Annotated in this window: 2 protein-coding genes; both read right to left on the bottom strand. The window is 69.3% G+C overall.

What is annotated here, in order from left to right; translation table 11 throughout:
* On the bottom strand, positions 1-6,140 hold a 6,140-nt coding region (locus ACWF62_RS18410), incomplete at its 3' end, for an amino acid adenylation domain-containing protein (RefSeq protein ID WP_452630908.1).
* Between the two features lie 111 nt (positions 6,141-6,251).
* Positions 6,252-23,936, bottom strand: coding sequence for a non-ribosomal peptide synthase/polyketide synthase (locus ACWF62_RS18405; protein WP_452630906.1), 17,685 nt, complete (start codon positions 23,934-23,936; stop codon positions 6,252-6,254).
* Positions 23,937-24,222 lie beyond the last annotated feature (286 nt).

The following is a 24,222-nucleotide window of genomic DNA, read 5'->3' as shown; positions in this document are numbered from 1 at the left end:
GGGGTACCGACCGCGATATCCGAGGTGCCCGACAACCGGGCGAGCAGCACGGACAGCGCGGAGTGCAGCACCATGAACAGCGTCGAATTGTGGCCCCGGGCAAGCTCGGTGAGCGCCCGGTGCAGTTCGGCGTCGATCGTGAAGTCGATCAGGCCGCCGCGGTTCGTCGCGGCCAGCGGGCGAGGCCGGTCGGTGGGCAGGTCCAGCTGCTCCGGCAGCCCGGCCAGCCGCTGCGACCAGTGGTCCACCTGCCGGGAGATCAGCGACTCCGGATCGTCCTCCGACCCGAGCACCTCCCGCTGCCACAGCGCGTAGTCCGCGTACTGCACCGGCAGCGGAGCCCAGGTGGGCGCCTCGCCCGCGCTGCGCGCCGCATAGGCGACCATGACATCGCGCGTCAGCGGTCCCATCGAGAAGGCGTCGCCCGCGATGTGGTGCACGACCAGGACCAGCACGTGCTCGTCGGTGCCGCCAACGCGGAAGAGCCTGGCCCGCAGGGGAACCTCGGTGGTGACGTCGAAGCCGGCCTGGATCGTCGCGACGACGCCCGCGGTCAGTGCGTCGACCGACACGATCTCGGGCGTCAGGTCGATCATCGCCTGCGCGGCCGGAAGCACCAGCTGGTGGCCGGTGCCGTCGACCTCCGGGTAGACCGTTCGCAGCACCTCGTGCCGCGCGATCACGTCACCGACGGCCGCCCGCAACGCTGCGATGTCGAGGGCACCGGTCAGCCGGACGGCCACCGGAATGTTGTTCGCGGCGGATGCGGTGTCGAAGCGGTTGAGGAACCACATCCGAGACTGCGCCAACGACAACGGAACCCGCTCCGGCCGCGGACACGCAACCAACGCAACCCGCCCACCCGCGCCGGCCTGCGACTCCACCCGCGCCGCCAGCCCCGCGACCGTCGACGACTCGAACAGCTCGCGAACCGCGACCCGCGCATCGAGCGCCGCACCCAACCGCGCCGCCACCTGCATCGCGACCAGCGAGTTGCCACCCAACTCAAAGAAGTCGTCATCGGCACCGACCCGCGGGGCCCCGAGCACCTCACCGAACACCGACGCCACGATCTCCTCCACCGGCGTCGACGGCGCCCGGAACACCCGAGCCTCAAACACCGGCGCCGGCAACGCCTTCCGATCCAACTTCCCCGACGCATTCAGCGGGAACGCATCAAGCACCACCACCGCCGACGGCACCATGTACGACGGCAACACCCCACCCGCGAACACCTTCACCGCACCCGCATCGACCACCGCACCCGGCACCGGCACCACATACGCCACCAGATGATCACCCGCCGACGTCGACACCACCAGCACCGCCGCCTGCAGCACCGACCCCTGCCCAAGCACCGCCGACTCGATCTCACCCAACTCGATCCGCTGACCACGGAACTTCACCTGAAAATCGGTACGCCCGATGTAGGCCAACTCACCGGCCGCATCCCACGTCACCAGATCACCGGTCCGATACATCCGCTCACCAAGCACCGAGAACGGATTCGCCACAAACCGATCCGACGTCAGATCCACCCGCCCGAAATACCCGCGCGCGAGCTGATCCCCCGCCAGGTACAACTCACCCGGCACCCCCACCGGCACCGGATGCAACCGCGAATCCAACACGTACACAAGCGAATTCCACTGCGGACGGCCGATCGAGATCGCCGCCGCATCACCGTCACCGCTCACGTCACGGTAGGTGATCGACACCGCCGCCTCCGTCGGCCCATACAGATTGTGCACCCGCGCCGCACTCACCGAAGCGAACGCCCGCACCGTCTCCGGCGGCAACGCCTCACCGATCACGAACACCTGCCGCAGCGACTTCAGTTCCGCCGCAGGCACCGCCGCCGCGAACACCGTCAACATCGACGGCACGAAGTCCGTCACCGTCACCCCATGCTCGGCGATCTTCCCCGCCACATACCCCGGATCCCGATGCCCATCGGGCGTCGCCACAATCAACTGCGCACCCACCCGCAGCGGCATAAACCAACCCCACAACGACACGTCGAACGTCGTCGCCGTCTTCTGCAGATACACGTCGCTGGAATCCAGCAGATACTCGCCCTGCATCCACTCCATCTGGTTGACGATCGCCCCATGGCTGACCGCAACACCCTTCGGCTTACCCGTCGACCCCGACGTGAAAATCACATACGCCGGATGCTCCGGACGCAGCACCGAACCCCGCTCAGCATCCGAAACCGGGGCATCATCGACACCCGCCAAATCCAGCCGATCCAGCAGCAGGACAGACCTGTCCCCCGCGGCCTCGAACTCGTCTCGCGCCGTCGTCAGCACCACCACCGGACGTGCCGTGTCGAGGATGTGCCCGATCCGCTCCGCCGGATGATCCGGATCGATCGGCACATACGCGCCACCCGCCTCCAGCACCGCATAGATCCCGACCACCAAATCCAACGAACGACGAACAGCCAACGCCACCAACGACTCCGGGCCGACACCCACACCGATCAGATGACGCGCCACCCGGTTCACCCGAGACGCAAACTCCCCATAGGTCAGCGACTCACCCTCGTACACCACCGCGGTCGCGTCCGGCGTCGCCGCGACCTGACGACGGAAACCGTCCAGCAGCAACCCACCCACCGGCAGCACACGACCGGTCGCATTCCAGGACGTCAGCGTCAACGCACGCTCACCGCCATCGAGCAACTCGATATCCCCGACCACCACCCCGGCGTCCGCGACCACCGCCGACAACACACCCTCAAACCGCCGACCGAACGCAACCACCGTCGCCTCATCGAACAGATCGGTGGCATAGGTGATCTGCACGGTCATCGCGGGCGCGCCGCTGTCCGCGACCGAGTCGAGCATGGTGACCTGCAGGTCGAACTTGGCGATGCCGGGGTCGAAGTCGAGGGCCGCGACCGTCAGGTCCGGCAGTTCGACGGCGGCTTGCTCGAGGTTCTGGAAGAACAGCGCCACCTGGAACAGCGGGTGCCGCGCCTGCGACCGGGCCGGGTTGAGCACCTCCACGAGCCGCTCGAACGGCACATCCGCGTTCCCGAACGCACCGAGGTCGTTCTCCCGGACCCGGCCGAGCAGGTCCGCGAACGGTTCGGCCTCGTCGACCTCGGTGCGCAGCACCAGGGTGTTGACGAACATGCCGACCAGGTCGTCGAGTGCGGCGTCGCCGCGTCCGGCGATCGGTGCGCCGATCGCGATGTCGGAGGTGCCCGACAACCGCGCCAGCACCACCGCGAGCGCGGCGTGCACGACCATGAACGGTGTCGCTCCGAGATCGCGGGCCAGCCCGTCGATCCCGGCGACCAGTTCGGGTGACAGCGAGAACCGGTGGTTGACGCCTGCGTGCGAGGCGACCGCGGGCCGCGGCCGGTCGGCGGGCAGGTCGAGTTGGGTGGGGAGGCCGCGGAGGGCATCGGTCCAGTACGCCAGTTGCCGCGCGATCGTCGAGGTCGAGTCGTCCTCGGAGCCGAGCGCCTCGCGCTGCCACAGCGCAAAGTCCGCGTACTGCACCGGGAGCGGTGTCCATGCGGGCGCCTGCCCGGCCGACCGGGCGGCGTAGGCGGTGACCACGTCCCGCACCAGGGGGGCGATCGAGAATCCGTCGCCGGCAATGTGGTGCACGACGAGCACCAGCACGTGCTCGGTGTCCGAGACCCGCAGCAGTCGGGCCCGCAGCGGCACCTCGGTGGTGACCTCGAATCCCCCGCCCGCGATGCCGAGGACGGTGGGCAGCAGGTCCTCCTCGGTCACCGACTGCGGTGTCAGGTCCGGGGTCGCCCGGTCGACGGGCAGGATCAGCTGGGTGCCCTCGCCCGCGTGCTCGGGGTAGACGGTGCGCAGCACCTCGTGCCGCGCGACCACGTCGGCGACCGCCGCGGCCACCTGCGCCGGGTCGACGGCTCCGCTGAGCCGGACCGCGAACGGGATATTGTTCACCGCGCTCGCGCTGTCGAACCGGCTGAGGAACCACATGCGGGACTGGGCCAGCGACAACGGAATCCGGTCCGGGCGTGGTCCCGCAGCCAGGGCGGGCAGGGAGTTGCCGCCACCCGCGGCGGCATCGACGACCGCGGCGAGTTCCGCGACGGTGGGGGCGTCGAAGAACTCGCGGACGTCGATCCGGACCCCGAACTCGGCGTTGAACCGCGCGATCGCCCTGGTCGCGATCAGCGAGTTGCCACCGAGTTCGAAGAAGTCGTCGTCGGCACCGATCCGCTCCAACCCGAGGAGCGCGGCGAACATGGCCGCCAGCGTCTCCTCGGTCGGCGTGCTCGGTGCCCGGTACTCGCGGGCCAGGGACGAGAAGTCCGGCGCGGGAAGGGCTTTGCGGTCGAGCTTGCCGCTGGCGTTGAGCGGGAACCGCTCCAGCACCACGAACAGCGACGGCACCATGTAGTCGGGCAGGCGGTGCTTGAGATCCGCCCGCAGTTCCCGGTGATCCGGTGTCATCCCGGCCGTCGCGACGAGATAGGCGACGAGATGGTCACCGACGGTGGGGTCGCTGTGCACCACCACGACGGCCTGGGCCACCTCGTCCCTGCTAAGGAGCGCCGCCTCGATCTCGCCGAGCTCGATGCGCAGGCCGCGCAGCTTCACCTGGAAGTCGATGCGGCCGAGATAGTCGAGCGAGGCGGGCGCCTCGACCCGCCAGCGCACCAGGTCACCGGTCCGGTACATCCGGGCGCCGGCTGCGGCGTACGGGTTCGCGACGAACCGGTCCGCGGTCAGTTCGGGCCGGGCGACGTAGCCGCGGGCGAGCTGCACACCCGCCAGGTACAGCTCGCCGGGCACCCCCACCGGCACCGGCCGCAGCCCGTCGTCGAGGACCAGAAGTTCGGTCTCGGCGACCGCGGAGCCGATCGGGATCGCCGCGCCGTCGTGTTCGCCGGTCGGGTGATAGGTGACGTCCACCGCCGCCTCGGTGGGGCCGTACAGGTTGTGCAGGCCTGCGGAGCTGACCGCGCGGAAGCGGGACGCGGTCTCGGCGGGCAGCGCCTCACCGGACGCGAAGACCAGCCGCAGCGTGTCGACGTCGGCGGCGGTCGGTTCGGCGAGGAACATCGCCAGCATCGACGGGACGAAGTGGGCGACCGTGACGCCGCGGTCGATCATCGTCTTGACCAGGTACACCGGGTCGCGGTGGCCGTCATGGGTGGCGATCACCAGCTTCGCACCCATCAGCAGCGGCCAGAACAGCTCCCACAGCGAGACGTCGAACGTGTACGGCGTCTTCTGCAGAATGACGTCGTCCTGGGTGAACCGGTACTCGGACTGGCGCCACAGCAGGTTGCTGACGATGGCGCGGTGCGCGACCGCGACGCCCTTCGGCCGTCCGGTGGATCCGGAGGTGAAGATGACGTAGGCGATGTTGTCGGCGGACAGCGGCGACAGCCGGTCCGCGTCGGTGACCGGGGCGGTGGAGTAGCCGGACACGTCGAGGGTGTCGATCTCGAGCACGGTCACGCCTGCGGGCATCGGCACCGCGTCGCGGGCGGTGGTGACCACCGCGGCGGGCCGCGCCACGTCCAGGACGTACGCGATGCGGTCCGCCGGGTGGTCGGGGTCGAGCGGGACGTATGCGCCGCCCGCCTTGACGATCGCGTACATGCCGATCAGCAGGTCGAGGGAGCGGCGGATCGACAGCCCGACCATCGATTCCGGGCCGACGCCCGCTTCGATCAACCTGCGGGCGAGCGCGTTGGCACGGGCATCGAACTCGGCGTAGGTCAGCGTCGCGCCCTCGAATTCGAGTGCGACGGCGTCCGGGGTCCGCACCACCTGCTCGTCGAAGAGCGTCGGCAGGGTCCGCGGCAGCGGTGCCGCCGCCGCGACGCCACCCGCGGCGGCGACGTCGGCGAGCAGGGCCTCGGTCACCGCGCCGAGCCCATCGGTCTCGGAGTCGGCGAGGTTCGGCAGCAGGCTCGAGAGCACCACCGGGATCAGCGCGTCCGCCCCGAGCGCGCCACCCATGGCCGAGTCGAGTGCCGCGAGCTCCGCATGCAGCACCCGGTAGGCGATGGCGGCATCCCCGTGCCGGACGGCGACCCGATCCGGGTCGGTGTTCGCGATATCGGCGATCAGTCGCGGCAAATCCTCGACAACAAGCGCCCGCCCCTGTGAACCCACACCCGACATCTGGCCGTTCCCTTCACTACACCGCGATGCCCGGCCATGACCGACCGGAACACGCGCACACAAAAGACGTGGGACGCCACAAATTCGGGCGTCCCCGCGTGAACTATAGGTTCACTGCGTGCCGCCTGACCGGGCTTTCTCAACAATCGCTTGGGACTCGGTGACCAGGGAATCCATCACCTTCGCGAGCCCCTCCGGACCCAACGCGGGAAGGATGCCGGGGACGAGCCCGGACAGCGCGACGGTGATCGCCGCCTCCGGCTTGAGTGCCGCGCCCATCGACTTCGCCACGGCCGCCACCTTGGCGGCCAGCTGCCCGAAGGTGATGGCCGTACCGTCGTGGGTCAGGGCGACGGAGTCGGACCCGACCGCCGCCGCGGCCGCAACCAGATCCGGCAGATCCGCCGCCGTCGGTTCCTGCGTCGGCGCGAATCGGGACCGTTCCTGCTCGGTCAGGATGTCGATGCCGCGCAGCAGCACCATCGGGTCGGCGGACACCGCGTCGAGGATCCGGGTGAGCCTGCCCGCGAACAGCGCGATGGTCTCCGGCAGGAACAGGTCCGTCGCGTAGGTGAACTGCATCCGGATCTCCGCGGGTGCGCCGCGGTCGTCGAAGGTCTCCTGCCCGGTGAGCTGCAGGTCGAACTTCGCCTGGTCGAAGCCGCTGTCGAGCGCCGACACCTCCAGCCCGGGCAGCTGCAGCGACCGGGCAGTCATGTTCTGGAACGCGAACATCACCTGGAACAGCGGCGAGTAGGCCGTCGACCGTTCCCGCCCGGTCACGTCGACGAGCCGCTCGAACGGCACGTCGGCGTGGTCGAAGGCGGCCAGGTCCTTCCGCCTTGCCTGCGCGAGCAGGTCGGTGAAGGTCGACCCCGAGCCGACCTCGGTGCGCAGCACCACGGTGTTGACGAACATGCCGATCAGGTCGTCGAGCACCCGCTCCCCGCGCCCGGCGACCGGGGTTCCCACGGTGATGTCGGTCGACCCGCTCATCTTCGCGAGCAGCACCGCGAACGCGCTGTGCACGACCATGAACAGCGTTGCATGGTGGTCGCGGGCGATCGCGTTCAGCCGGTCCGTCAGCTCCGCGTCGATCGTGAAGTCGTACGATCCGCCGCGCATCGACTGGCGGGCGGGGCGCCGATGATCGGTCGGCAGTTCCAGCTGCTCGGGCACCCCGGCCAGCTCGTTCACCCAGTAGTCGACCTGCCTGGCGAGCGGGGACTCCGGGTCGTCCTCGGAGCCGAGCACCGCGCGCTGCCACAGGCTGTAGTCCGCGTACTGGACCGCCAGCGGCGCCCAGCCCGGTTCCCTGCCCTCCACCCGCGACGAGTAGGCCATCATGACGTCCCTGGTCAGCGGGCCCATCGAGAAGCCGTCCCCGCTGATGTGGTGGACCACCACCACGAGCACGTGCTCCGTCGCGCTCAGCTCGAACAGCCGGGCCCGGATCGGGACCTGCGTGGTGACGTCGAATCCCAACGACACCGTCTCCAGCAGCAGGGCGGGCAGGTCCCGCTCGGCGACCCGGGCCGGGGTCAGATCCGGCCGCACCGCGTCGGCTGGCCGCACCACCTGAACCGGGCCGTCGGTGCCGTCCGGGTAGACCGTCCGCAGCACCTCGTGCCGCTCCACCACGTCCCGCATCGCGGATGCCAACGCCGGGACGTCGAGCAGCCCGGACAACCGGATCGCGGCCGGGATGTTGTAGGCGGCGGAGTCCGGCATCATCCGGTTGAGCACCCACATCCGCTGCTGCGCGAGCGAGAGCGGGATGGCGTCGGGGCGCGGCATCACCGTCAGCGGCGTCCTGCCGCCGACGCCCGCGATCTCGGCGACCCGCGCGGCGAGGGCGCCGACGGTCGGTGCCTCGAACAGCAACGCCACCGGCACCGTCGTGGCAAATATTTCCCCGAGGCGCGCGGTCACCTGCGTCGCTACGAGCGAGTTGCCGCCGAGCGCGAAGAAGTCGTCGTCGAGGCCGACCCGGCCCGCGGCGAGCACCTCCGCGTACACGTCCGCGACCGTCCGCTCGGCCGCGGTCTCCGGTGCGCGGAACTCCGCCACCGAGAATTCCGGGGCGGGCAGCGTCGCCCGGTCCAGTTTGCCGTTGACGGTGAGCGGCAGGGCGTCGAGCACCACGAACGCGGCGGGCACCATGTAGGCGGGCAGGCCGGCCAGCGCGTGCGCCTCGAGCCGCGCGGTGTCGAGGGTCGTGCCGGCGGCGGACACCAGGTAGGCCACCAGCCGGTCGACGCCGTCGCCGTCCGCGCGGGCGGTGACCACCACCGCGCCGACCGACTCGTCGCGGGCAAGCACCGCCTCGATCTCGCCGAGCTCGATCCGGTACCCGCGCACCTTCACCTGGAAGTCGCCGCGCTCGAGGTACTCGAGGTCGCCGCCGGCCCGCCAGGTCACCAGGTCGCCGGTGCGGTACATGCGCTCGCCGGGAAGGCCGAACGGGTTCGCGACGAAGCGGTCCGAGGTCAGGTCGGCGCGGCCGTGATAGCCACGCGCCAACTGCGTCCCCGCCAGGTACAGCTCGCCGGGCACCCCGGCGGGCACCGGGTTCAGCCGCCGATCGAGCACGAACAGTCGGGTGTTCCACTCGCCCCTGCCGATCGGCACCGACGTGCGGTCGTCGTCGGTGACCCGATGCGCGGTCACCGAGACCGCGGCCTCCGTCGGCCCGTACAGGTTGACCAGTTCCGCACCGTTCGACTCCCGGAACGCCTGCGCGGTCGCCGCGGGCAGCGCCTCCCCGATCGCGAGGACGCGACGCAGGTCAGCGGACACGGCGGCGCCGCCCGCGACGGTGGACAGCATCGTCAGCATCGACGGCACCGTGTGCAGGGTCGTCACCCGCTGCTCGCGCAGCAGCGCCAGCAGGTAGTCGGGGTCCTGCTGACCACCCGGCCGGGCAATCACCAGCCGACCACCGGTCACCAGCGTCGACCAGAACTCCCACACCGACAGGTCGAAGGTCGCCGCGGTCTTCAGCAGCGCCGAATCGGTTGCATCCAGGCAGAATTCGAACCGCAGCCATTCGAGCTGGTTGACGATCGCCCGGTGGCTGACGGCAACACCCTTCGGCCTGCCGGTGGACCCGGAGGTGAAGATGACGTACGCCGGGTGCTGCGGCCGCAGCGCGGTGATCCGCTCCGCGTCCCGCACCGGCGCGTCGGAGAACCCGGCCAGGTCGAGGGTGTCGACGTGCAGGACCGGGATGGTGCCGGCGGTGAATGCGTCCCGGTCGGTGCTGAGCACGCACACCGGTACCGCGGTGTCGAGAATGTGCGCGATCCGCTCCGCGGGGTGATCGGGATCGACCGGCACGTAGGCACCGCCCGCCTTGGTCACCGCGTACATGCCGATGACGAGTTCGACGGATCGACGCATCGCGAGCACCACCAGGGACTCCGGTCCCACCCCCGCCGCGATGAGCCTGCGCGCGAGACGGTTCACCCGGGCATCGAACTCGCGGTAGCCGAGTTCGATGCCGTCGCACCACAATGCGGGTGCCGCGGGGGTGCGGCCGACCTGCCGGTCGAACAGGTCGACGAGTGTCTGCTCGTCGACCGGTTCGGCGGTGTCGTTCCATCCACCGAGGAGCGTGATCCGCTCGGCGTCGCCGAGCAGATCGACGTCGCCGACGGGTGCCGACGGGTCCGCGACGACGGCCTCGAGCAGCCGGATGAAACGGTCCGCGAATCCGGCGACCGTCGCCTCGTCGTAGAGGTCGACCGCGTAGCTGAACACCGCATCCAGCCCCGCCGGTGCACCGGTCTCGTCGTACCGGTCGGTGAGGAAGAGCTGCAGGTCGAACTGCGCGTTCTCGGTGTCGAGGTCGAGTGCCGTGACGGTGAGGCCGGGCAGTTCCAGGCTGGTCTGCTCGTGGTTCTGGAACGAGAAGCCGACCTGGAAGATCGGGTGCCTGGCGGTGGACCGGGTCGGGTTGAGCACCTCGACCAGCCGCTCGAACGGCACATCCGCGTGGGCGAAGGCCTGCAGGTCGGTTTCCCGAACCGCGGCGAGCAGGTCCGCGAACCCGGACTCCGAGGTCACCCGGGTGCGGAAGACGAGGGTGTTGACGAACATGCCGATCAGGTCGTCGGTCGCGGCCTCGCCGCGCCCGGCGATCGGGGTGCCCACCGCGATGTCGGTGGTTCCCGACAGCCGGGCCAGCAGCACCGCGAGCGCGGTGTGCGCGGCCATGAACAGCGTCGCGCCCTGACCGCGCGCGAGGTCGCCGAGCCCGCGGTGCAGCCGCGCGTCGACCGCGAACGCGACCCGGCCGCCGCGGTGCGACTGGACGGGCGGCCGCGGCCGGTCGGTCGGAAGGGTCAGCTGATCCGGCAGCCCGGCGAGGGCGTCCCGCCAGTATCCGATCTGCTGCGCGGCAACCGAATCCGCGTCATCGTCGCTGCCGAGGAGGCGGCGCTGCCACAGTGCGTAGTCGGCGTACTGCACCGGAAGCGGCGCCCAGCCGGGGGCCGTTCCTGCGATGCGGGCGGTGTAGGCGGTCATCACGTCCCGCACGAACGGGGCCATCGAGGAGCCGTCCGCCGAGATGTGGTGGACCACCGACGCGAGCACATAGTCGGTCGGACCGGTCGGCGTGCGCACCTCGAACAGTCGGATCCGCACCGGAATCTCGGCGGTGACGTCGAAGCGGGTGGTCATCAGCTCGGTCAGCAGCCCGGGCAGGTCATCGGCCCGCACCCGCTCCGGGGTGAGCTCCGGGGTCGCCTGCGCGGTCTGTTCGATCAGCTGGATCGGCCCGGTCGCGGTCTCGGGGTAGCGGGTGCGCAGCGACTCGTGGCGGGCGAACACGTCGCCGACCGCGGCCCGCAGCGCGGCGACGTCGAGGTCGCCGGACATCCGGATCGCCATCGGGATGTTGTAGGCGGTCGATGCCGAGTCGAAACGGTTCAGGAACCACATCCGCTGTTGGGCAAGGGACAGCGGGAGCTGCCCCGGCCGCTGCTGCGCCACCAGCTCGGCTCGGCCGCCCTCGCCGCGGTGGGCGACGAGGCGCGCGGCCAGCTCGGCGACGGTCGACGCGTCGAACAGTGCGCGCACCGGCACCTTGGTGTCGAGGGCGGTGCCGAGCCGGGAGATCACCTGTGCGGCGGACAGGGAGTTGCCGCCGAGCTCGAAGAAGTCGTCGTCCGCACCGACCCGGTCGGCGCCGAGCACCGCGGCGAAGACGCCAGCCACGATCTCCTCCACCGGCGTCGACGGTGCCCGGAACACCCGCGCCTCGAACACCGGCGCGGGCAACGCGCGCCGATCGAGCTTCCCGTTCGCCGTCAACGGGATCTCGTCGACCACCACGAACGCCGACGGAACCATGTACGCCGGCAGCAATCCCGCCGCACCATCGCGCACCACCGCGACATCGACACCCGACGACCCGGCGGCCACCACATACGCCACCAGCACCGGATTGCCCGGGGTGTCCTCCCGAACCACCACCGCCACCTGTCGCACCGACTGCTGCGCCAGCACCGCCGACTCGATCTCACCGAGCTCGATCCGGAAGCCGCGCACCTTCACCTGATCGTCGGCGCGGCCCAGGTACTCCAGGTCCCCGCCGCGTCCCCACCGCGCAAGGTCGCCGGAGCGATACAGCAGCGACCCCGCGGCACCGAACGGATTCGCCACGAACCGTCCTGCGGTCAGGGCGGGCCGACCCAGGTAGCCCCGCGCCAACTGCCCACCCGCAACGTACATTTCACCCGGCACACCCACCGGCACCGGACGCAACCGCGCATCGAGGACGTACACCTGCAACCCGTCGATCGGCTGCCCCACCACACTCGCCGCCGACGACGAGGCCATCGCCCGGTCGAGTCCGCGATGCGACACGTGCACCGTCGTCTCGGTGATCCCGTACATGTTGACCAGCCGCGGCCCCGGCGCGCCGAGGCCGTCGCCGTGCCGGTCGAACCAGTCCGTCAACCGCCGCAGCTCCAGCGCCTCACCACCGAAGATCACCTGCCGCAACGCAAGCTGGCCGACCGAGGCCGATGCCCGGTCCACCTCCGCCAGCTGGTAGAACGCCGACGGCGTCTGGTTCAGCACCGTCACCCGCTCCCGCACCAGCAACTCCAGGAACTGATCCGGCGACCGGGACGTGAAGTAGTCCACCACCACCAGCGTCCCGCCGTAGAGCAGCGGACCCCACAACTCCCACACCGAGAAGTCGAACGCATACGAGTGGAACAGCGTCCACACATCCGACTCGTCGAACGCGTACACCGACTCGGTGTTCGCCATCAGCCGCGCGACGTTGCGGTGCGGCACCAGCACACCCTTCGGGCGACCCGTCGACCCCGACGTGTAGATCACGTACGCCACATTGCCGGGTGTCAGCGGCACGATCCGCTCCGCATCGGTCACCGGCGCAGCCGACACCGCGGCCAGGTCCACCCGGTCCAACTCGACCACCGGCAACCCGGCCGGACGCATCGCCTCCACACCCGAGCCGGTCAGCAGGCACGCCGGCGCCGCGTCGGACAGCATGAACGCGATCCGCTCCGCCGGATAGGTCGGGTCCACCGGCAGGTAGCCGGCACCTGCCTTGATCACCGCAAGCAACGCCACCACCAGATCCGCAGACCGCGGCAGCGCCACCGCCACCAACGACTCCGGGCCGACACCCATCGCAATCAACCCGCGCGCCAGACGATTCGACCGACCGTCGAGGTCGGCGTAGGTCAGGGTGTCTCCCCCGTACCGCACCGCGACCCGACCGGGGTGGGTCCGGGCCACCGCGTCGAACAGCTCCGCCAGCGTCGCGTCGACACCGGCATCGGTCCCCGCCGACGTCCACTCCGACACCACCAGCTCCCGCTCACCCGAGCCGAGCAGGTCGATGTCCCCGACCACCACCGCCGGATCCGCAACCACCTGCGTGAGGATCCGCACGAACCGGTCGCCGAACGACTCCACCGTCACCCGGTCGAACAGATCTGTGGCATAGGTGAATTCGGCCGTGAGCCCGGACGGGCGACCGCGCTCGTCGACGGCCTCCGACACCGTGAGCTGCAGGTCGAACTTCGCGACCTGCGCGTCGACGTCGGCCTCGCCGATCGTCAGGCCCGGCAGTTCCAGGCTCACCCGCCCCAGATTCTGGAACGTCAACGCCACCTGGAACAGCGGGTGCCGGGCCTGCGAGCGCTGCGGGTCGAGTGCCTCTACCAGCCGCTCGAACGGCACATCGGCGTGTGCGAACCCCGCAATGTCGGTGTCCCGGACCCGCGCGAGCAGATCCGTGAAGGTGGCCGTCGGCTCCACCCGGCTCCGCAGCACCAGTGTGTTGACGAACATGCCGACCAGGTCGTCGAGCGCGGCGTCACCGCGACCGGCGACCGGGGCACCGATCGCGATGTCCTCGGTGTTCGACAGTCGCGCCAGCAGCACCGCCAACGCCGCGTGCACCACCATGAACATGGTGGCGCCCTGCCCGCGGGCGAGATCGCCGAGCGCGGCGTGCAGCTCGGCGTCCACGGTGACGGTGGTGCCTGCACCGCGATACGACGCCACCGCGGGCCGGGTCCGGTCGCTCGGGAGCTCCAGCTGGTCCGGCAGGCCCGACAGCTCGCGTGACCAGTGCACCAGTTGCCGGGAGATCAGCGATTCGGGGTCGTCCTCCGACCCGAGCACCTCCCGCTGCCACAGCGCGTAGTCGGCGTACTGCACCGGCAGCGGCGACCAGGTGGGGGCCTGGCCTGCGCTGCGGGCGCCGTACGCGGTCATCACGTCCCGGACCAGCGGGGCCACCGAGAAGCCGTCGGCGGCGATGTGATGCACGACGAACATCAGCACGAACTCGGTCTCCCGCAACGCGAACAGGGTTGCCCGCAGGGGGATCTGCACGGTGACGTCGAACCCGGCGCTGGCCTCGGCCACGATGGCCGCGGGCAGGTCGTGGTCGGTCACGGGTGTCGGCGTCAGGTCCGGGACGGCGTCGGCGAGCGGCACGATCACCTGCATCGGGCCCTCGGCCGTGTCGGGGTATCGGGTCCGCAGCACCTCGTGCCGTGCCACCACGTCCGCGACGGCCGCCTGCAGCGCGGGGATGTCGAGCTGCCCGGACAGCGTGATCGCGGCCGGGATGTTGTTGACGGCGGATGCGGTGTCGAACTGGTTGAGGAACCACATCCGGGACTGTGCCGGGGAGAGGGGAAGCCGTTCCGGGCGCGGGCCCGCAACCAACGCGATCCGGCCACCACCACCGGCCTGCGACTCCACCCGCGCCGCCAAATCCGACACCGTCGACGCCTCAAACAACACCCGCACCGGCACCTGCGCATCCAACGCCGCACCCAACCGCGCCACCACCTGCGTCGCGATCAACGAGTTGCCACCCAACTCGAAGAAATCATCATCGAGACCGACCCGCTCCACCCCAAGCAGATCCGCGAACGTGACCGCCACGATCTCCTCCACCGGAGTCGACGGCGCCCGAAATACCCGCGCCTCAAACACCGGCACCGGCAGCGCCGCACGATCCAACTTCCCCGCCGCATTCAACGGGAACGCCTCAAGCACAACGAACGCCGACGGAACCATGTACGACGGCAACACCGCGCGCAGCGCCCCCCTCAGCGCATCGGCATCCACCTCAACACCGGAGACCGGCACCACATGGGCCACCAACGCATCCCCGACACGCTCATCGCGGTGCACCGTCACGACGGACTGCGCCACCGACGCATCCGTCAGCAACGCCGCCTCGATCTCGCCCAACTCAATCCGCTGCCCACGCAACTTCACCTGAAAATCCGTACGACCGATGTACTCCAACTCACCAGCAGCGGCCCACACCACCAGATCACCCGTCCGGTACATCCGCTCCCCCGGCACAAACGGATTCGCCACAAACCGATCCGCCGTCAAATCCACCCGACCGTGATAACCCCGCGCCAACTGCACACCCGACAGATACAACTCACCCGCCACACCCACCGGCACCGGCCGCAACCGACCATCCAACACAAACACCTGCGTATTCGGCACCGGCACACCCATCGGCACCGACACCACCTCGGTCCCATCCACCCAACGATGCGTCGAATGCACCGCAGCCTCCGTCGGGCCATACAAATTGTGCAATTGCGCACCACTGACAGAGGTGAAACGCGACGCCGTCACCGCAGGCAACGCCTCCCCCGCCGCAAACACCTGCCGCAACACCACATCCGCCGAACCGCACACACCCTGCAGATAATCAACGAACACCGACAACATCGACGGCACAAACGACGTCGCCGTAATCCCCCGCTCCGCAATCACCGCAGCCAAATACTCCGGATCCCGATGCCCATCCGGCCGCGCAACATGCACCCGACCACCAGTCACCAACGGAACAAACAACTCCCACACCGACACATCAAACGTCAACGGCGTCTTCTGCAGGACGGCGTCATCCGCACCGAACCCATACCGCGACGCCATCCACGCCACCTGATTCACCACCGCACGATGGCTCACCGCCACACCCTTCGGCCGACCCGTCGACCCCGACGTGAAAATCACATACGCCGCATTCTCCGGACGCAACGGCCGAACCCGCTCGACATCGGACACCGGCCCGTCATCAAACCCCGACAGATCCACATCGTCCACCAACAGGACAGACCTATCCCCTGGCACCTGAAGTTCGTCTCGCACGACACTCAGCACACAGACCGGGGCCGCAGAATCCAGGATGTGCCCAACCCGCTCCGCCGGCTGATCCGGATCCACCGGCACATACCCCGCACCAGCAGCCTGCACCGCATAGATCCCGACGATCATCTCCACCGACCGGCGCATCGCCACCGCAACCAACGACTCCGGCCCCACACCCACCGACAACAAATGCCGCGCCAAACGATGCACCCGCGACGCAAACTCGCCATACGACAGCGACTCACCCTCAAACACCACCGCCACCGCACCCGGCGTCGCCGCCGCCTGCACCTCAAACAACTCCACCAACGTCCCCGACCCAAGATCGGCAGCGGTGTCATTCCACCCCGACACCACCAGCGCACGCTCGTCGGCATCGAGCAACTCGATGTCCCCGACCAGCACCGCCGGATCCGCGACAACGGCGTCGATGATCCGGGTCAGCCGCGCACCCAGGTTCGCGATGGTCCCCGCATCGAAAAGGTCGGTGGCGTAGGTGAAGTCCGCGACAAGCCCGTCGGCCACGCCGCCGGCGGCCGATTCGGTGACGGTGACGTGCAGATCGAACTTCGCGATCTGTTCGTCGTACTCCACCTGTTCGACGCGCAGCCCGGGCAGTTCGAGCCGGGCGGTTCCGATGTTCTGGAACGCGAGCATCACCTGGAACAGCGGGTGGCGCGCCCGCGAGCGTGCCGGATCGATCACCTCGACGAGCCGCTCGAAGGGCACGTCGGCGTTGCCGAACGCCGCAATGTCGGCGTCCCGGGTGCGGGCCAGCAGCTCCGCGAACGGCAGCGCCGCGTCGACGTCGGTGCGCAGCACCAGCGTGTTCACGAACATCCCGATCACGTCGTCGAGGGCGCGTTCACCCCGGCCCGCGACCGGTGTGCCGATGGCGATGTCGCTGGTGCCGCTGAGTCGGGCGAACAGCACCGACAGCGCCGCGTGCAGCACCATGAACATGGTGGTGTGGTGTTCGCGGGACAGGGACTCGAGCCGGGTGTACCGGTCTGCGCCGATCTCGATGCGGTGGGTGGCCCCGCGATGGGACGCGACCGCGGGCCGCGGCCGGTCGGTGGGGAGCGCCAGCTGGTCGGGCAGCCCGTGCAGCGCGTCCCGCCAGAAGCCGACCTGCTGGGAGATCAGCGAATCCGGGTCGTCCTCGGAGCCGAGCACCGCACGCTGCCACAGGCTGTAGTCCGGGTACTGCACCTCGAGCGGGGACCAGTCGGGGGCGGCACCCGCAGTGCGCGCGGTGTACGCGAGCATCACGTCGCGGGCCAACGGCGCCATCGACCAGCCGTCCGCGCTGATGTGGTGGACGACTACGGCGAGGACGTGTTCGTCCGTGCCGAGTTCGACGAGCCGTGCGCGCACCGGGATCTGGGTTCGCACGTCGAATCCGGTCGAGACGAAGTCGACGAGGATGTCATCGAGTTCGGCTGCACTGCACGCGATTCGATCGAGTTTCGTCGGCACGTCGGCCGGGTCGAGCACCACCTGCACGGCACCGAGCTCGGTTTCGGGGAACACCGTGCGGAGCGACTCGTGCCGGGTGAGCACGTCCACGACCGCTGCCTGCAGGGCATCGACGTCCAGGGTTCCCGACAACCGCATCACCATCGGGAGGTGATAGACGGTGGCGTTGCTGTCGAACCGGTTGAGGAACCACATCCGCTGCTGCGCCAGCGACAGCGGGATGGACGCAGGCCGGTCCGTCGCGGTCAGCGCGGGGCGGGCACCGCTCCCCACGTGGTCGGCCGCCCAGCCGGCGAGCGCGGCGACGGTGGGCGCCTCGAACAGGATCCGCACCGGGACGGTGACGTCGAGGGCGACACCGAGCCGGGCCACCACCTGGGTGGCGATCAGGGAGTTGCCGCCGAGGTCGAAGAAGTCGTCGTCGAGTCCCACCCGGTCGACGCCGAGCACGTCCGCGAAGGTGCTGGCGACGGTCTTCTCCTCCGGGGTCGACGGCGCCCGATACGCGCGCGCCTCGAACACCGGCGCGGGCAACGACTTCCGGTCCAGCTTCCCGACCGGGGTCCGGGGAATCTCGTCGATCACCATGATCGCGGCGGGCACCATGTGGGAGGGCAGCCGCTCACCGAGCGCGGCCTTGAGTTCGGCCACGTCGATGGCGGTGCCGGGCGCGGCAAGCACGTAGGCGACCAGGGCGGTGTGCCCGCCTGCCCCCTCGTGACCGAGGGTTACCGCGAAGTCGATGCCGGGACGGGCGGCGAGCGCCGCGTCGATCTCGCCCAGTTCGATGCGGAAGCCGCGCACCTTCACCTGGAAGTCGGACCGGCCGAGATAGTCGACCTCGCCGTTCTCGGTCCAGCGAGCGACGTCGCCGGTGCGGTACATCCGCTGGCCCACGCCGCCGAACGGGTCCGCGACGAACCGCTCCGCCGTGAGACCCGCCCGCCCGCGGTAGCCGCGGGCCAGGCCGGGGCCGGACAGGTACAGCTCCCCGACCACACCGACGGGGACGGGGTTGAGCCGGTGGTCGAGGATGGCGTTCCGGATCCCGGCGGTCGGGTGGCCGATGGTGATGTGCTCGCCCGGCGCCAGCGCATCGGTGCAGCTGGCGACGACGGTGCTCTCGGTCGGCCCGTACGCGTTGACGAACCGTCGACCGACCGACCAGGTGGCCATCAGTTCCGGCGGGCACGCCTCGCCGCACACCACGACGACGCCCAGCTCGTCGAGGGGTTCCGGGTCGACGGTCGCCAGCGCACCCGGGGTGATGACGACGTGCGAGACCCGTTCCCGGCGCAGCAGTTCCGTCAGCTCGGGTCCGCCCCACACGGTCGGCGGTGCGATGACCATGGTGGCCCCGACGCCGAAGGCGACGATCAGTTCATAGAACGCGACGTCGAAGCTCGGGGACGCGACGTGCAGCGTCCGTGCCCCGGGGACGATCCGGTAGTCCTCGCGCTGGTGGTCACGCACGTTCGCGATGCCCGCGTGGGTGACGACGACGCCCTTGGGCAGTCCGGTGGAGCCGGAGGTGTAGATGAGGTATGCGGGGTGGTCGATCCGCAGCGGCCGGATCCGGTCCGCATCGGTCACCGGGGAGCCGGACAGCGCTGACGCCGACTCTTCGGCCCGGTCGAGCGCGAGCCATTCGACCGACGGCGGCAGGTCCGCGATCTCGTCGGTGCAGCTGACACCGAGCACCGCGCCGGAGTCGGTGACCATGTGCATGATCCGGTCCTGCGGATAGGTCGGATCGACCGGCACGAAGGCGGCACCGGCCTTCGCGACCGCCCACACCGACAGAATCGATCGCAGGGACCGTCGAATGGCCAGTGCCACCGTCGTTTCCGGACCAACGCCGCGGGAGATCAGCAGTCGGGCCAGTCGCGACGAGCGTTCGTCCAGTTCCCGGTAGGTCAGGGACTCGTCCTCGCTGACCAGTGCGGTGGCCTCGGGGTCGCGGGCTGCTGCCGCGGCGAGGAGGTCGGGCAGCAGTCGCGGGTCGGTACCGGCGGCCGGGCCGCCGGGTCGCAGCCCGGTCCGCGGGTCGACGCGCTGCAGCAGGTCGGTGCGCTCGGCGGCGGACAGGATCTCAATGTCGCCGACCGGGCGGGCCGGATCGCGAAGCACCGCAGCAAGAATCCGGGTGAACCGCTCCGCGAATCCGATGACCGTCGCCTCGTCGAACAGGTCGGTGGCGTACACGAATTCGGCGGGCATGACCCCGGAGTCGGTGGCCTCGCGCAGCGTCAGCTGCAGGTCGAACTTGGAGACATCGACCTGGACCTCCCCGGCCGTGACCGACAGCCCGGGCAGTTCGAGGGTGGTCTCGCCCATGTTCTCGAAGGACAGCACCACCTGGAACAGCGGGTGGCGGGAGGTGGACCGGGCAGGGTTGAGCACCTGGACGAGCCGCTCGAACGGCACGTCGGCATGGGAGAACGCCGACAGGTCGGTGTCCCGGACATGGGACAGCAGATCGGTGAACGACGACTCCGGGTCGACCTGGGTGCGCAGCACCAGGGTGTTGACGAACATCCCGATCACATCGTCGAGCGCCTGCTCGCCGCGTCCCGCGACCGGGGTGCCGATGGCGATGTCGCTGGTCCCGCTCAGCCGGGACAGCAGCACACCCAGCGCCGCGTGCACGACCATGAACGGCGTGACCCCGTGCGCGCGCGCGAGCGCGGCCAACGCTTCCGTGAGGTCCTCGTCGATCGTGAACCCGACCCGGCCGCCGCGGAAGGACTGCACCGCGGGCCGCAGACGATCCGCGGGCAGGTCCAGCTGGTCGGGAATCCCCGCCAACGCGCCGCGCCAGTAGTCGATCTGGCCTGCGGACACCGAGGTCGGATCGTTCTCGTCGCCGAGCACTTCCCGCTGCCACAGCGCGTAGTCGGCATACTGCACCCGCAGCGGCGGCCACTCGGGCAGGGTGCCGCTGGCCCGGGCGGTGTATGCGGTCATCACGTCGCGGGCGAGGACCGCCCAGGACATGCCGTCCGCGGCGATGTGATGCAGAACGAGCGCAACGGCAAGCTCGTCGGCACCGATCGCGAGGATGCGCACCCGGAACGGGATCTCCTCGGCCACATCGAATCCGGCGGCGGCGAACTCCGTCAGCGCGGTCGCCAGATCCGCGTCGGGCACGACCCGCACGGACAGGTCGAGATCCACCTCGTCGGCGGGTAGGACCACCTGGTGGACGCCGTCCGCGGACTCGGCGAACACGGTGCGCAGCGACTCGTGCCTGCCGACGACGTCGAGCAGTGCCGCGCGCAGCGCAGCGGTGTCGGTGCGGCCTGCGAGCCGCACGACCAGCGGAAGGTTGTACGTTGCCGCGGCCGTGTCGTACTGGTTGAGGAACCACATGCGTTGCTGCGCAAGGGATAGTGGGATGCGATCGGGTCGGATTCGGCCCGTCAGGTGGGGTCGCTGCTCCCCCCGCGAACCCGCCCGCTCGGCACGGTCGGTGATGGCGGCGACGGTGGGCGCCTCGAACAGCGCGCGCACCCCCAACCGGATCCCGAACGCGGCCCCGATCCTGGCCACCACCTGGTTCGCGTTGAGGGAGTTGCCACCCAACTCGAAGAAGTCGTCGTCGAGCCCGACCTGACCGACACCGAGGACGTCGGCGTAGACGGCGGCGACGACCTCCTCCGCCGGGGTTCGGGGGGCGCGGAACGCCCGTCCGCCAGCGGTGACGTCGGGCACCGGGAGCGCCGTCCGGTCCAGCTTGCCGCTGGCATTGAGCGGGAACGCCTCGAGCGCCATCACCACCGACGGCACCATGTACGACGGCAACACCGACCCGACCGCGGACCGCAGCTCGTCGACATCGAGCACCGCGCCGGCGGTGGGCACGGCATACCCGACGAGGTGCTCACCGGCGGCGGAATCGCCGCGCACGACCACGACACTCTGTGATACCCCGGGCAGGCCGTTCAGTACCGCCTCGATCTCGCCCAACTCAATCCGCTGCCCACGCAACTTCACCTGAAAATCCGTACGACCGATGTACTCCAACTCACCAGCAGCGGACCACACCACCAGATCACCCGTCCGGTACATCCGCTCCCCCGGCACAAACGGATTCGCCACAAACCGATCCGCCGTCAAATCCACCCGACCGTGATAACCCCGCGCCAACTGCACACCCGACAGATACAACTCACCCGCCACACCCACCGGCACCGGCCGCAACCGACCATCCAACACAAACACCTGCGTATTCGGCACCGGCACACCCATCGGCACCGACACCACCTCGGTCCCATCCACCCAACGATGCGTCGAATGCACCGCAGCCTCCGTCGGGCCATACAAATTGTGCAATTGCGCACCACTGACAGAGGTGAAACGCGACGCCGTCACCGCAGGCAACGCCTCCCCCGCCGCAAACACCTGCCGCAACACCACATCCGCCGAACCGCACACACCCTGCAGATAATCAACGAACACCGACAACATCGACGGCACAAACGACGTCGCCGTAATCCCCCGCTCCGCAATCACCGCAGCCAAATACTCCGGATCCCGATGCCCATCCGGCCGCGCAACATACACCCGACCACCAGTCACCAACGGAACAAACAACTCCCACACCGACACATCAAACGTCAACGGCGTCTTCTGCAGGACGACGTCATCCGCACCAAACCCATACCGCGACGCCATCCACGCCACCTGATTCACCACCGCACGATGGCTCACCGCCACACCCTTCGGCCGACCCGTCGACCCCGACGTGAAAATCACATACGCCGCATTCTCCGGACGCAACGGCCGAACCCGCTCGACATCGGACACCGGCCCGTCATCAAACCCCGACAGATCCACATCGTCCACCAACAGGACAGACCTATCCCCTGGCACCTGAAGTTCGTCTCGCACGACACTCAGCACACAGACCGGGGCCGCAGAATCCAGGATGTGCCCAACCCGCTCCGCCGGCTGATCCGGATCCACCGGCACATACCCCGCACCAGCAGCCTGCACCGCATAGATCCCGACGATCATCTCCACCGACCGGCGCATCGCCACCGCAACCAACGACTCCGGCCCCACACCCACCGACAACAAATACCGCGCCAAACGATGCACCCGCGACGCAAACTCGCCATACGACAGCGACTCACCCTCAAACACCACCGCCACCGCACCCGGCGACGCCGCCGCCTGCACCTCAAACAACTCCACCAACGTCCCCGACCCAAGATCGGCAGCGGTGTCATTCCACCCCGACACCACCAGGTCGAGCTCGGCCGCGGTGGCCGCGGTCAACGACCACACCGGTGTCTGGGCGTCCGCGCTCACGAACCGGTCGAAGAAGTCCAGGAACCGCGAATGCTGCTGCTGCGCTTCCTGGTCGGTGTAGAGGTTGGGGTTGGACTCGAAATCGATGTGGGTGCGGGTGCCGCCGACGCTCTGATAGAAGTTGACGCCCAGGTCCTCGATGATGCCGGTGGAGAGGACGTTGTACTCGCCGACGATCGAGCCGAGCGACACCTCGTTGTGGAACAGCATGATGTTCACGAGCGGACCGAGCAGGTCGCGGTGCGCGGTGCCCGCCGCGGCGCCGCGGCGGATGTCCTCGTACCGGTACCGCTGACGCCGCAGTGCCCCCGAGACGGCGACCTGCACCTGCTTGAGCAGTTCGGCAACCGTGGTGTCCGCGCCGACCCGCAGCCGCAGCGGAAGCACGTTGGACATCATGCCGCCCGACCTGCGGGCCGCCGCGGTAGTGCGCGCGGTGACGGGCAGGGTGAGGACGACGTCCTCGGTGCCGGAGATCTGCGCGAGGTAGCTCGCGAATGCCGCGATCAGCATGCCTGCGGGCGAGGAGTTCTGCTCCGCGACCACCGCTTCGAGGCGGCGGGCGACGCCGTCGGACAATGCCGCGCTGGTGATCCGGTTGACCGCGGACGGCGCCGCGGTGCGACCGCTGAGGCTGGTGCCCTGCTCCAGCCCGGCGATCCGCTCGGCCCAGTACTCGCCGTCGGCGGTGAATCGGGGGCTCTCCCGGTAGGCGGCATCGGATTCGTACAGTGCGCGCAGGTCGACCGTCGTGAAGGGTTCCGGTTCGCGACCCTCGATCGCGGCGGTGTACAGCTCGGCGACCCGGGTCATGAAGTTCATTGCCCCGAAGCCGTCGAGGATGATGTGGTGGCAGCGCGAGTACCAGAAGTAGCGGTTGTCCTCGACGCGGAGCACGGCAGCGAGGATCAGTCGGTCCGCGAGGAGGTCGAGCGGAGCGCTGTAATCGTCGAGCATCCACGCGTTGGCTGCGGCAACCGGATCGGATTCACCACGGAAGTCCCGGTTGATCATGGAGTCGTCGATGGTGAGGTCGACCATCTGGCAGGGCTGACCGTCACGTTCGAGGAGCCGAAGCCACCCGGACCCGAACTCCGTCGATGCGACCCGGCTGGCCCGCTCGAGGACGTCGAAGTCGACCTCGCCACGCAGATCGACATACTGGGCGATGTTGATCGGGACCTCGGGGTCGAGGTGCTGGGCGTACCACATCCCCAGCTGCGCCGGCGACAGGGGAAAGACGTCGAACTGTTCGACCCCGTCGGTCTGGACCGTTCGGTCGAAGTCGGTGCTGTCGAATCCGTCGATGGCAGTCAACGATGTACCCCTGATTCCGGAATGCGTCGCAAGTTCCCCAGCCGTTCGAACAGCGCGACCCGCGAATCGGGCATAGCTCGCGCCCGGACAGACATGGCGAACCGAATGGAATTTGTCTTAAGGAAGCCGAATTCGGCTCAAGGCGCGCGCCACCCGCGCGAAACCACTGCTGTCAGCGGGAGGGTCCCCGACCGGGTACACCGCACGGCAGCGCCGGGCCGGACAGCGACCGTCCGACGCGAAGGCCGGCGTTCTGCCACGTGTTCGCGATGGTGGTGGAACACAG

The organism is Rhodococcus sp. NPDC054953, from assembly GCF_053609225.1.
This window is presented reverse-complemented; position numbering and strand designations above follow the sequence as displayed.